This is a genomic window from Salinispora vitiensis (assembly GCF_000378825.1).
Classification (GTDB): domain Bacteria; phylum Actinomycetota; class Actinomycetes; order Mycobacteriales; family Micromonosporaceae; genus Micromonospora; species Micromonospora vitiensis.
On the sequence record NZ_KB900388.1, the window covers coordinates 1,590,351 to 1,603,633 of the forward strand.

3 protein-coding genes are annotated in these 13,283 nt (G+C 68.8%); all 3 read right to left on the reverse strand.

What is annotated here, in order from left to right; translation table 11 throughout:
* Positions 1 to 30: 30 nt before the first annotated feature.
* The 3 genes from SALPAC2_RS0107455 to SALPAC2_RS0107465 are packed head-to-tail and all read right to left on the reverse strand — an operon-like array spanning position 31 to position 13,282.
* A complete protein-coding gene (locus SALPAC2_RS0107455; RefSeq protein WP_018216027.1) occupies positions 31 to 2,184 on the reverse strand; it encodes a UvrD-helicase domain-containing protein in 2,154 nt (717 codons plus the stop codon).
* Positions 2,184 to 8,561, reverse strand: coding sequence for a DEAD/DEAH box helicase (locus tag SALPAC2_RS0107460; protein ID WP_018216028.1), 6,378 nt, complete (start codon positions 8,559 to 8,561; stop codon positions 2,184 to 2,186). Before SALPAC2_RS0107460 ends, SALPAC2_RS0107455 begins: the two co-directional genes overlap by 1 nt.
* Positions 8,558 to 13,282 (reverse strand): Eco57I restriction-modification methylase domain-containing protein, encoded by a 4,725-nt coding sequence (locus tag SALPAC2_RS0107465; RefSeq protein ID WP_018216029.1) that lies wholly within the window; start codon positions 13,280 to 13,282, stop codon positions 8,558 to 8,560. The genes SALPAC2_RS0107460 and SALPAC2_RS0107465 overlap by 4 nt, the downstream gene beginning before the upstream one ends.
* Between the last annotated feature and the right edge of the window lies 1 nt (position 13,283).

Genomic DNA, 13,283 nt, shown 5'->3' on the forward strand with positions numbered 1-13,283 from the left:
CTCCTCTGAAGGATAAGGGCCTGGGCGGAGCTATCGGCGCTGGACCACCAAAAGCTCATCGCGAGCACGGGTAGCAGCCACGTACATCAATGACCGAGCCCGCAGCTCAGCATCGTGCCGCTCGATAGCATCCAGGTCGTCGAGTCTGGCCTTCTCGGCAGCCGACTGAAACCCGATATCGGCGAGTACGACCTTGGCGAACTCCATGCCCTTCGCCCTGTGCATGGTCATCACAAGCACCCGGCCCGCACCCAGACGGTCGCGGTCGACTGCCCGTGCGGGCACGCTGCGCTCGTTGAGTGCGTTGACGACCCGTTCCCGCTGAAACTTGTCGGGTACGAGGACGGCGATTGTCTCCAGAGAAGCCCCGGCGTCACGCCAGGAGCGGATCCGGTCGGCGATCATGTCGAGTTCGGCGACGAGGGATTCCACCGTCTCCACCGCTGGTGCCGGCCCCGATCGCGCCGAACGATAGCCGGTGACCTCCTCCTGATCTTCGAGGTCGACGTAGTCGCCGCCGTCGAGCATGGACATCGCGTAGCGCAGGTTCTGGGCCGTGGTGCGGTAGTTGAGGCTGAGCCGCTGCGACCGGCCGACGATCCTGATGCCGTACCGACCGAGAACAGTCCGGCTACCGTAGATGCGTTGGTGGGAGTCCTCCGCGATGAACAGGTCGTCCTCGCCCTCGGCGACCAGGGCACGCAGCATCTGCCAGTGCGTCGGCGACAGGTCCTGACCTTCGTCGACGAGCACGTGGTCGGCCTGGCCACCAGTGGCCGTCAGGTGGGCGGCGGCAATGGCGGCTGCCTCGGCGAAGTCGAGTGTGCCGTCGATGCGACACTGCGCCCGGTAGGCGGCGATCAGCGCCCACACGCTGTCCCGCTTGGCACGGTCGAGGGCTACCCCGCGGCCGGGCCGGCGTACTCGGCGGTACTCGCTCCCGCTTTTGACCTTGTTGGGCAGGACGACGAGCGCATACTCGGCGCTGAGGAACGTCTCGTTGACGATCTCCGGTGGCAGTGCGGTCGCCGATGCTTCGATGACTTCCCGCCAGCGGCCGGTCGGGGTCCGGCCGGTCGGAGTGGATCGGGCGTCGCCCAGGACGGCCTGGACGGCGTCGGCGATGCCGGCGCCGGCGGAGCGAATGACCGTGGCGGCCAGCGCGTCGACGCCCGTGACGTACACACCGGGCACCTCGAGCGCGGTAGCCTGCGGAACCGTCGGGTCGAGTTGCCCGAGACCGTCACGCAGCGCTTCTGCCAGGTTCTTGGTGAAGGTCGTCAGCACGATCCGCGCGTCGGGCCGTTCGCGGGCCAGCGCTCGGGCCCGATGGAGGAGAACGACCGTCTTGCCGGTGCCGGCGCCCCCGGAGAGCCGGAAGGGACCCCGGTAGCGACGCACGGCGTAGTGGCGCTGCTCGGGGTGCAGGAACACTCGCCACGAACCGAAGTCGCCGTTCTCGATGACCCGGCGGAGTTCCTCCTGGCCGTCGATGAAGGCGAATTGAGCCTTCGCGGCGGGTTGCTGGAGTGAGCGCAGCAAATCGGCGTCGTCGTCACCGGTTTGGTCGGGTGCTTCGAGGTGCAACCGCTCGGCGATGGCGTCGATCGAGTCCTGGGTGGCCAGGTCCACCAGGAGCATGCCCAGCCAACCTTCATGGCGTTGAGCGAGCTCCAGGATGGCGTCCTCGTGAGATGCGGCCAGCGCGCGGTCGGCGACGTCGGAGGGGACGCCGAGCCGGTCTACGAGGTCCTCGCGGGTGCGCCCGAGCTGCACCAGGAGCGGCTCCACTGGGGCAGCGTGAGATTCCGCCGGCCGGGACGGAGCGAGGGAGCCGGCGGGTGGCGGCGCGACGGGTTCGGCCTCCTCGATCTGGGGCAGTCCGTTGATCGGGTTGACCTTGAGGCTGACCCGCTCGGCCACAGCGATGGCATCGTCGTGGGGCCATACGCCGTGGATGACGTAGTGGCTCTCCCCCGCCCCGTCGAGCCGGAACATCACGGCGCGCCAGAACTGATCCACGCGGCCGGTGCGTACGCGGGAGTCCGCAGCGCCAATAATCGGTTCGACGTGCAGGCCGGGAACGGTGTCGTCAGCGGAGAGCTTCTGCAGGAAGGTCATCGCTTTGGCCTTGACCGAGCCGTCAATCTTGACGGGCCACTTGGTCATGATGATCGTCGGCATTAGCGCTCCCCGCGGTCGGTGGTGCCGGTCAGTGCCGCGACGATGACCTCCGGGTCCGGCTGCACCACGCGCCAGCCGGCAGAACTGAGGTCGACGCGGTCCTCGTCGGGCATGTCGTAGAGGTCTACGGCGATGTGCAGTTGTGGCCAACAGATGTCGATCGGAATGCCCTGTGGGCCCTCCACGCCGATCAATGGCGCTTCGAGCCCACCATGGACGGCTAGTTGCCGAATCAGGTCGCGCTCGGCGCCCGGTGCGGCTGACTCGTAGGCGGATGCCCAGTTCCCGTCCACGCCGTCGGGAAGCCCATCCGAACCTGCCGGCGCCGGCGTGCCAAGTGCCCGGACCGGGCTGTCGACACGGCTGGAGGTCGTGATGACGGTGGGCCAGTCACGCAGCGACATCGCGTTGGAAAGCTGCAACCACAGCCGCCACGCGTCGGCGTGTGCCGCGTCGAGGGCCTCTTCCCGGTCGTCGAGCACCAACGCGGCGTGCACCATCGTCTTCATCGGTTCGACGACGACTGCCAGGGCGCCGAACTGCCGCACGAGGACGGTCCGCTCGCCGGGTGGCAGGTCCTCGGCGAGTAGTGCGGCCCGCCCGATCGAGGCGAGGCTGACCCCGTCGCCGCAGGTACGCCGGGACCGGCCGTCGACGAGGAACATCGGCACGGCCCGCGCGACGATCCCCAGGTCGACGGGCTTGGGCGCGGACACCCAGGCCAGCAGCCAGGAGATCGGGCCGGAGCGCAGCCCTTCGTACGCGCTCGGCGCGGCCTGGAACGGGGCCTCCTTGATCAGTTTCGCCACCGTCGCATCGGCGAACCAGGCCGGGGTGGCGCTGGTCTCCTGCTCGGCTGCGGCCAGGTCGGCTGCGGTGACGGCCAGGACGACGCGGCCGGTATCGCGCAGGATCTTTCGTTTCTCCGCGTCCGCTGCGAGCCGGTTGTGGGACGCTACGGCATGGAAGGCATGGCCGTCGGTAAAGACAGCGACTGCCGGCACGGAGGGATCGTTGGACTCCAGCAGGAAGTCGGGGCGGGAGTTCTCGACGTTGACCTGCGGGGTGAGAGTCCAATGACGCTGGCCACCGGGCAAGGTGAAACGAAGGGCATTGCCCCACGGCTTCGGCACCTCGGCGATGGCCGCCCCGATCGCTCTCAACCGCCGGGTGACCAGCTTGCGGAAGCGCTGTTCCAGGTGCGATTCGGGGCTCTCCTGCGGCGGAATCCGCACGATAATCCATGGTGGGCTGTCGGCGATGTCGGCATCCTCGGGCAGGCCCAACAGGTGGGCGAGGTGCCGCTCGGCGGAGGCACGGGACGTACGACGCAGCGCGGAGGGCGGGGTGAAGGGCAACAGACAGCGGTGGCAGGCGAGGCGTTCCTCGTGACGGCATTCGCAGTCGTGCACTCGCCGCCAGGCCAGTGCCAGCAGGTCGCGCAGCTCTTCCGCCTTGGCCAGGTCGGCCAGGTATCCGGTGCCGCCGGGAACCACGTCGTGGAGCAGCAGCGCGTCGTGGTTGTCGGTGCCGTCGCTGGCGGTGGGGTCGATGACATGCTCGACCCGTAGGTGGTCGGGGTGCCCGCCGATCTGCTCACGCAGCCCAAGCAGGACCGCGGCGGCCAGGCTCGGCACGGCGAAGTCGTCGCCGAGGGTGACCGCGTACGGCAGGCGCAGCAGTAACCCCTGGGTACGCAAAGTACGGGAAAGGGCGACGGCGACCGTGTTCTCCACAGCCGACCGCCGGTACGGGCACCAGGCGCGGTGTTCGTGCGGGCGGTTGCGACCGGAGTCGGTGTCGAGCTTGCCGCATCCGCTGCACACCCGGAACAACGCCCCGGTACGTTCGTCGGCCGAGATGATCCGCGGCTTGCCGTGGCCGGGCACGCCGACGTTGAGCCAGCGCAGGTCCATGCTGCGCAGGTAGGTGCAGCCCAGCCCGGTGTTCTCGGCGAACCACTTCGACTCGATGCCGGCCGGGTCGATGTCGGCGGCCGTGATGAGCTGAAAAGGAATCTGGTCACGCTGGTCGCGCCGGTCGGAGATCTTCACTTCGTCTCGGCGTACCTCGGCGGAGACGTGGGACAGTTCGACCACGTCGAGGCGTTGGCCGGTGTCGGCGATGCCGGTGCTGCCACACCTCGGACACTTCGCGATCTGCTGTTCCGGCCCGCTTACGGCGATGTCGACGGCATAGCCACAGGCGGGGCAGAACACCCAGGGGCGAACGGACTCTCCATCGATGCCGAGGTCGATCGCGTCAACGGCGATCTCCCAGCCCCGGGCGTAGAAGGTGGCGCCGGGTGCGAACTCGCGAATGGCCTGTGCCGATCCGCGCCGAAACTGGGCGCTGTCACTCTCGAACTCGCCGGAGTCGGGGTTGGTCCAGCTGATGCCGACGGCGAGGGTGACCGTGTCGTCGAGCAGCGTGTAGTTGGGCAGCAGACCGTGTTCCTCCAGGACACTGATCCAGTATTCGCCGCGCAGGCGCCCGAGTTGCCCACCGATCAGCTTGCGGGTGGTCCTGGCAGACCGTAGGGCTCGCTTGTCGTCGTCGGTGGCGGCCGGGGAGGCAGCCCCTTCCTCCAGCTCAGGCAGCACCCTATTGATGTCGGTCTGGCGACGTTTGAGCGTCTCGACGGTCTGTTGCCAGCGCCGGCTGGCCGCGTGGACGTGCCCGGCGAACAGACTGGTGCCAGCTCCGGCTACCGGGGCGACCCACGCGACGAGCGCGTCAATCGTGGGCTTCCGCAACGACCCGACAGTGTTGGTGAATCGGCGCACCGCGTCGGCACCGCCCGCCTCAGCCACCGCGATGAGTTGGCCGAGAAACGAATCTGAATCGCTGGATCCGATGGCCTGCTGTGCGTTTCTCGGGTGGGTGTGCCGGCCGGCGCGGGCCATGTCGTCGACGAGGCAGGCGGTGAACTGTCGGCGCAGGATCTCCTCGGCGCTGAGGTAGGTGGCGGGCGGACGGACTTCGCCGTTGATGACCGACAACGGATCACCGAGCTTGGGGAGCTGCTCGCCACGCCCGGTCAGGTAGGCCAGGTTGAGGGCGTTGCCGGTGAGACGCCCGGCCCGCCCGACCCGTTGCAGATAGGACGCGACAGTACGGGGCAGCGACGAGAGCAGGACCGCGGACAGGTCCCCGATGTCGATGCCCATTTCCAGGGTAGGCGTGGCGACCAGCACGTTGGGCGCGTTCGGCTGGGTTGAGGACCGCTTGAAGCCGTCCTCATAACTCAGTCGGATGGCGTCGTCCAGCAGGCTGGTGTGCTCGCGCGCGACAATCCGGCGCATGTCCGCGGATGCGTACAGCCGGCGATAGAAGTTGTCGGCCAGGGCTTCCCGGGTCAACCGGCCATGGCAGCGCACCAGCATGCACGGCGCCCCTTCGAGCTGGTCGACCATGGTGCGGCTGCCCGGCACGAGTGCTCGGCAGGTGTCACAGGCCAGCAGGTGACGTCCGGCGGTGAGGTCGTCGAGTCGGGCCGGGGCGACCACGACACCAGACGGTGGAATCGCGTAGACAGTGGCGCCACTCTGGCTGGTGACGGTAGTGAGGACACCGTCGCGGGCGAGCCGGTCGAGCAGCAGGCGGGTGAGTCGCCCGCCGTCGGCCGGGCTGACCGACAGCGCCCGCGAGGTCCAGCGCGCGTACCAGGACTGGGCCGAGGTGACGGCGTCCAGGTCGCTGTCGCGGACCGGATTGGCGGAGCCGCCGACACGCGGGTAGCTGGGGGCCGGTCGGGTGTTGGGAAAGGCGGGCATGCCCTGGCCCCGAGGCCGGCCGCCCCAGATGGACCAGCGGTTGCCGTCCTCCTGGCGGAAGATTGTGAACCAGGGATGGTCGATGGCGCCTTGCACCCGCATCCGGTCCAGTACGCCCCGCACCCACCGCACGAGTGTCTCGTCGGCCGGCTCGGCGTCGCCCGTACCGAGTGGGCTCTGTACCGCGAACCCGGTCAGCACGGTCCGGGCGGCGGCGGCCATCCGGGTCGGTGGCCCGGCCTCCACCTCGACGGTGGCAGCGCCGGTCAGCTCGAGGGTCCGGCCGGTGCGGGAGTTGAGTCCGAACTCCAGGGCCACGTCGAGCGCGAGCCGCTTCCGGACCCGGGACATCACCCGGTTGGGCACTCCCCGCACCGTCTTGGACTTCCAGAACGGGGCGAACGACTCTCGGTCGACACAGTCTGGACCGAGCAGACGGTAACGCTGGAAGTGGTCCTCGCCGGTGCGCCGGATCATGTCCTCGACCAGTGCGTCCAGGGTGAGGGCGCCGGGGATGATCGCCGCGTTGAGCGCGCCGCGCAGGGTCAAGGTGTGCGAGCGTGCCTCCACGAAGCCTGCCCGGTGCGCGGCGTCCTGCACCGAGTCGGTGAAGACCAGGGCCTTTTTCTCCCGTACGTCCAGAGCCGCCGAGCCGAACAGGGTGGACAGGGACACCGACAGCAGGGTGGCGATGGCGCTGCCGAGAAACCGGATGCCGTTCGGCTGGGAGCAGGAGGGGCAGGTGTCGTCGCGCGCATGCTCGTCGGCGTCGCGGCCGGCGGTGGTGAGCACCGGCAGGATCCAACCGTCGCGTAGCTCGGGGTCGTCGTCGGACGGGGTGACGGCAAGTAGTTCCCGGCCGCGTACCGAGAACCAGGCAAGCCCGTCTGGCCGTTCGGCCCCGTCGTAGGCGGCGTTGGCTTCGGCCGGCGCGTACAGCAGGGCCCGGAACCGCCCTTCCCGAGTGGCGTGGTTCCGTCGGATGGTCTCGTCGTCCGCGGCGAGGCCGGTGCCGACCGGGGCGAGCGCGACGCCCCAACCGGACCGGCCGCAGAAGCGGCAGTAGACGGCCGGGAACGACGGCCGGATGTCCTCGGTGTCGCCGCCAGCCACGGGCGGCCCGTCGTCGCCCCAGCGGAACCGGGCGGTCGTGTCGGCAGCTCGGTCGATGCGGGTGAGTTCGCGTACCCACAGGTGCACGTCGACGGCGAGCGCGTCCCGTCCGGCCACCGCGCGAATGTGTCCGAGGGCGGCCACTACGGCCGATATCGCGTGCGACCAGTCGGTGTCGTAGCCGCCCGCCGCGAGGCGGGAGGTACGCCGGTCGGCCTGGCCCGCGATGGTGCGTACCAGGTCGTCCACGCTGACCGCGGCAACGGTCTCATAGGTGAGTTCCTGCACCAACGGGTGCGCCTTCGCCAGGGCGAGCAGCAGGTCCGGCCCGGCCGCCGCGAGCCGGTCGCGGTCACCGGACCAGAGCAGACCGAGGACGGTACGGGCGAGCGCCGCGCCATCCGGGTCGGCGCCGAGCGCTTCGACGTCCGCGCGTACTTCATGGGCACGGAACCCGTCGGCGACGGTGAAACCGGCCTCGGCGACGACGGTATCCGCGTCACCGACCCATTCGGCGAGGTCCTTGCGGGACTCGGTGACCACCGCGTCGGCGGGGAACGGCTCACCGAACACGGTCTCGGCGAAGCCGAGCATGGCGGCAGGATCGCCCTTGTCCCCCAGGGTCGCCGACGTCGCCACCGGAGTGATCAGCCCCAACGGGCGGGCGCGGGCGACCTCGGTGAGGGCCGGGTCGTCGGCCCGCCAATGGCTCTTCAGCGCGAGGCCGAGACGGCGCAGCAGCATGGCCACGTCGGTACCCTGCGCGCCGTCGTAGGTGTGGAACTCGTCGAGCACCAGGTAGCGCAGGCTGGTCGCGGACTGCCACCACAGGCTCTGGTCCTCGTGGCGCAACAGCAACTGGTCAAGCATCTTGTAGTTGGTGAGCAGGATGTCGGGCGCGGTGTCCCGGATGACTCCCCGATCGGTGATCAGCCCGTCGGCGGTGACCGTCGTGCGCGGTCTGCTCTTCTCCCCGGTGTAGAGCGCCGCGGTGATCGACGCCAGCTCCGGGTGACCTGCCAGCAACCCGGCGAGGCGGCCGGCCTGGTCGTTGGCGAGCGCGTTCATCGGATACAGGATCAGCGCCTTGGTCCCGGCGACGCCCTCCAACCGAGCCCGGCGCACATGATCCAGGATCGGGTACAGGAATGCCTCGGTCTTGCCCGAACCGGTGCCGGTGGTGACCAGAGTCGGCTGTGGACATCGCCCGCCCAGGGAGGTCAGCCGGGCGAAGGCGGCGGCCTGATGGCCGTACGGCTCGGGGCCCGCATACCAGTCGAGGTGCTGCCGCCAGCCCTCCTCGGCCGTTCGGAACGGCAACCGCAGGCGCACGTACGGGCCCTTGAACACGCCGGTTACCGGGTCGGACAAGAACGTGTCGAGGCCGTCGCGGGCATCAGCGTCGGTCAACGCGAACGTCGTGGTCAGATAGTCGACGAGACTGTCCCGGACGTTGGCCGCCTGGACGGTGGGTAGCAGCTCGGTCATGAACGCTCCCGCAGGCGCTGTGCGAAGACCCGGTACGCCTGGCGCATGTCCGCCTCCCGGTCCAGGGTTTCGAACCGCAGCTCATAGGTGTACGTATTGCCGGCCTGGTTGGTGGCGGTACGCTCTTCGACGGTGATCCGATCACCCTTCCTGCGCCAGGCGGTGAGCACCGAGTTGGGCACCAGCCGGCCGTTCGCGTCATAGCGGTAGACGTTGCGGTCGTAGCCGCGCAGCACCGCGAACTGGGTCCGGTAGATCGAACAGAGCTCATCGGCGGTCAGCCCGAGGGCCAGCGCGACCAGCGCGTCGATCTCCACAAGCGCCTGCCGTCGGTCGGCCGCGATCCGCAACGGCGTCTCCGGAGTCCACTCCGGCCCGACCTGCCCAAGTGGCGTACGTCGCTTGTGGTTGAACCCGCCTGTCCACTCGTCATGGCTGAATGAGGAGGCAAAGGCGTTCGACCACAACGTGGCGTATGCACCCGTGACGCAGTTCAGCCTCAGAGCACGAAGGGCCAGCGCATGGTGAGTCATCCCGTCGTCGGCAACCCAGGGCAGCCGGATGATCGCGGGCGCTCGGATGTCGCCCTTTGGCGCGACCCTGGTCAAGAAGTCACACAGAAGCGAACCGAGAGCAGCTTGTAGAACGGCACACGTCAGTGCGGGTGCACCAGGATCAGCGGCGGAGAAGACTCCGTCAACGTGGGCGGCGCCAGGTGGGATGATCGCGGGGACCAGAGTGCGCTCTCCCTGGTTGGCGGCCATGCGTCGCCAGGCGATGCGGAAGTGGTCACGGGCGGGGTCGGGGGCGTCCTCGTCGCCCCAGTCGGTGTAGGCGCAGTCGTAGTCGTAGCGGTCGCCCCGGGGCTGGTAGGCGGTGGCCGGTATGGCGTCGGCCGCCAACACCTCGAAGTCCGTTACCGACCAGTCCTGGTTGTTACGTAGCGACTCGTTCGGCACCTTGTAGAGCGGCGTCGAGACGAACAGGTGCGGCCCCTGCAGGATCACGTCATCCCAGGAGCCTGGTACACCCCACTCCAGCTCGAAATGCCCCTTGGTGCGGTCGTTTTTCTCGTGCCAACCAGGTGAGAAGCGCAGGCCGAGATCGCCGATTCGTCCTGCATGGGAGAGCTTTTCCAGGACCGCGGCGCTGGACTGATTGACCGCATACACCATGCGGGTCTGCCGAACCGGAATCTCGTCGGTCTCAATTGTGGCGTGCCACGCGCGCAGCGTCTCCTCGTTCACCAACGTGATCCTTGAGGCGTGCGGGCGCAGGTCCCAATGACCCTCATCGTCCTTGAGCCCGGGTTCTGGGCCTGAGTCATCGTGCACCGAGGAACGCTCCGCAGTGTCAGGGTGGTAGAGCCAACTCGCCTGCATAAAAGTCGGTTCAGACCGCCGCGACCCGTGGACCGTCACACCGAAGTGAATTTTGTGGAGAATTTCGAAAAGCGCGAGCTCATTGACAAAATGCCAGTGTCGCCGAAGGCGCAGATACAATTCGGCACGAAGAAGGCCGGCCTTCTCGTCGGTAAAGTGCGAGTTCGAGTGGATCATGCCGATTGTGCCGCGGGCTGATCCGTGCCGCCACATCACCTGCATGAAGCAGCGGTAGAGGTCGGGTTGGAGGCCTTGCAGGTGTGGGTACTGCCCCGCCGAGCCGACGAACGCCGCGATCGACAACACCTCCGCCGTGCCGTCGACGACCAGGACGGTCATGCCTGGCAGCGCCAGGGTCGTCTCCCGTCGGGCAGCGACCTGCGCCTGGGTCGGCTTAAGCGCCAACTGCCACCACGGATCGCCCTCGGCCAGCAGGGCGTCCACGTCCGAGCGGGGCCGCACCCACGGCGGGTTGCCGATCTGGAGGTCGAAGCCGCCGCGGGCGAACACCGTGGCGAAGTCCAGCTGCCAGTGGAAGAAGCCCTGCCGCGCGGCGATGCGCTCGCACACCACCAGCCACGGGTGCTCCCGGCGTACTTCCTCGATCGGCTTAGCGTTGGCGAAGCCGACTTCTACTTGCTCGGCCTGATTGAGTTCGTCCCAGCTCATTCCGGCGCTCAGGGTCGGTCCGGACGCCTTGCGCTTGCGCAGCTCCGGGTTACGGCCCAGCAGCGCCTGCAACCCGGCCACCCACTGCGCGACGCTCGGCGGGGCGATCACCTCGCCGTCGACCGTGACGGACTCCTCGGTGAGCGGCCAGAACCAGAGCGCCGTCCACGCGTCCATCGCCCGACGCAGCCGCCGGTAGGCGCCCTCCTCGTCGGCGAGCGCCGCCTCGATCTCCTCGCGCTGCACCGCCCCGCCGGCCGGCAGGTCGCCCGCCTCCCACACCGGAATGCGTCGGCGGATCTGCTGCTCCGCGAGGTCCAGCCGGCGGTAGGCGATCTGCCACAACGACTCGACACGGTGCGCCAGTTCGGCGTACGCGTCGATGGTTTGTTTGGTGGGTTTGGTCTTGGCGCTTCCCCGCCATGCCTTGAGTTTCTTCGCGGCGGTGGGGGCGAGCGCGGCGGCCTCCTTGGCGTCGGCGGCCGAACCCCAGCCGTCGGCCGGCAGCAGAAAGTGATGGATGCCGTCGGCACCGATCCGTCCGGCGGCCACGTCGTCAACCAGCGAGGTCAGCGGCACCTCCTCAGGCACGGCGCCTAACCACGACTTGTCGACGACCTGGTTACGGCGGTAGACGGCTCGGCGGGCGCCGATCAGCGAGTTGCCGCGCTTCAGGTGCAGGCCGAACCAGGGTGCCGGCAGGCCCGGGACCATCGTGTCCAGCCACAGGGTGATCTCGGCGAGCTCGACGGCGGTGGCGTTCAGGTCGACGCCGTAGACGTTGTGCAGGGCGAGGTACGCCTTCACCTCTTGCAGGCGTTTCGGATAGTCATCCGGGTCGATGGTTTTGCCCTCGTCGGCCAGTTCCTCCTTTCGGCGCTTGAGATACTGCTCGGCGAGCTGCCGCACCGCCTCGATGGCGAACGCACCCGAGCCGAGCGCCGGTTCGCAGATGGTCATGCCGAGGATGTCGACCGCCGGGGTGCGTACGCCGTTCTGGTCGAGCAGTTCCTCCAGCGCCTGCCCGACGGTGAACCTCGTCAGCACCTCGGGGGTGTAGTAGGACGCCGACTGTTGGCGTTCCCGACCAGCCAGCCGGAACACGAACGAGCCCTGCCGGTGCACCATCGGTTGCAGCTCGCCGGTCGTCTGGTGAGCCTGCTTGACGAAGTCCCCGGCAGCGATGCCGGCGGCTCGGTCCACCGGCACCACCCAGGAGCCCTTGCTGCTATCGCCGCCCTTGGCGACCTCGTACAGGTCCTTCTCCGCGAAGAAACCGGTGTACGACATCAGCCCCTCGTAAACCGCACCGAGCTGATTGATACCCAGTTCGGCGTACGAGATGAAGCCACGGTCCCGACCGCGCCTTTCCTTGCTCAGCAGCAGGTGGGTGAGGACCTCCTGCAGTGCGGCGTTACCGAGGCCGACCGCGTCGATGTGCGCGGTGGCGCTGGCCCGGAACAGGTCGGCGCGCAGCGGGTTGAAGGTGAGCCCGAGCGCGGAGACCGCCTCGTCGTCGTCCGGTCCAGGGGCCGGGTGACCACCGTCAACCAGGCGGAACAACACGCCCAGCGACTCGTAGAGGTGGGTGCCCGTACGGGCACGCGGGGTGGCCAGCTCAACCTGCACGAGTTCCCGCAACCGGTCCAGGCTGTAGCCCCGGTCGTACTCGGGTGCGCCGACCGGCAGGACGCCCACCTCGGGCGAGGCCTCCGCGTACAACAGGAAGAGGATGCGGTATAGAAAACGCAGCGCCTGCTTGGCCAGCGGTTGTGCCTCGGCGGCGGGCAGCGGGTCAAGGCCCCGGGCGCGGCGACGGGCCACCACCTCGTTGGCGATGATCTCGATGGAGAGACGTACGCCCTCGCGGAGGTCCTTGGACACGCCCGCGGTGTGTTTGATCGACTCGTCGAGGACACCGCTCCACCACAGGTTGCCGTCCGCATCCGGAGCGATCGACGCGGCAGACAGGCAGGTGAGGGCGCGGTCGATCTCGCCACCGCGCCTCGTGTCGTTGCGTTCGCAGATCAGTTGCAGGTCAACGGCGAGGTAGCGGCCCTCGGCCCAGCGGTCCCGTTCGGCCAACACCGCCCAGCGGCCGGCCAGGATGAGGACCAGGTCGGGGGCGTCGTCCTCGCCGAACAGGGCGGAGGTAAGCCGCGCGGCCGAGGTGAGCTCGTCACCGTCGTCGTGCAGGCGAACCGGCGCGGCCAGCGTCGGGCCATCCTTGGCGAGGACGTCCTCGACCGTGGCCGCCGGCTGGGCGAGCACGACGACCAGTGGCGCCCGCTCGGTGATGCCCCGCGCCGAGATGCGAAGGATCGGCCCAGCCCCGCCGGCGACCACGAGGCCGTGCCCACGCAGCTCCAGGATTCCGACGATGCGTTGCTGGATCGACGCGACCGCGGCGGCAACGGTCTGCGGATCGGTGGCCCCGAAGGCGGCCTCCACGTCGGTCAGCTCGGCGAGCTTGGCGAGGTCGGCTTCCAGCTCCGGCCGGGCCTCGACAAAGCGGCTGCGCGGGGTGGACCGGCACCCGTCGGCCTCTGAATCCCATTCCTTACGGCGTTCCAGCACCCGGGCGCGGAACGACTCCTTTGTCGCGTCGGTGGTGAAGTAGTGCTCGGAGATCCAGCCCTCACCGACCAGGATCGCGTCCGACCCGCTCACG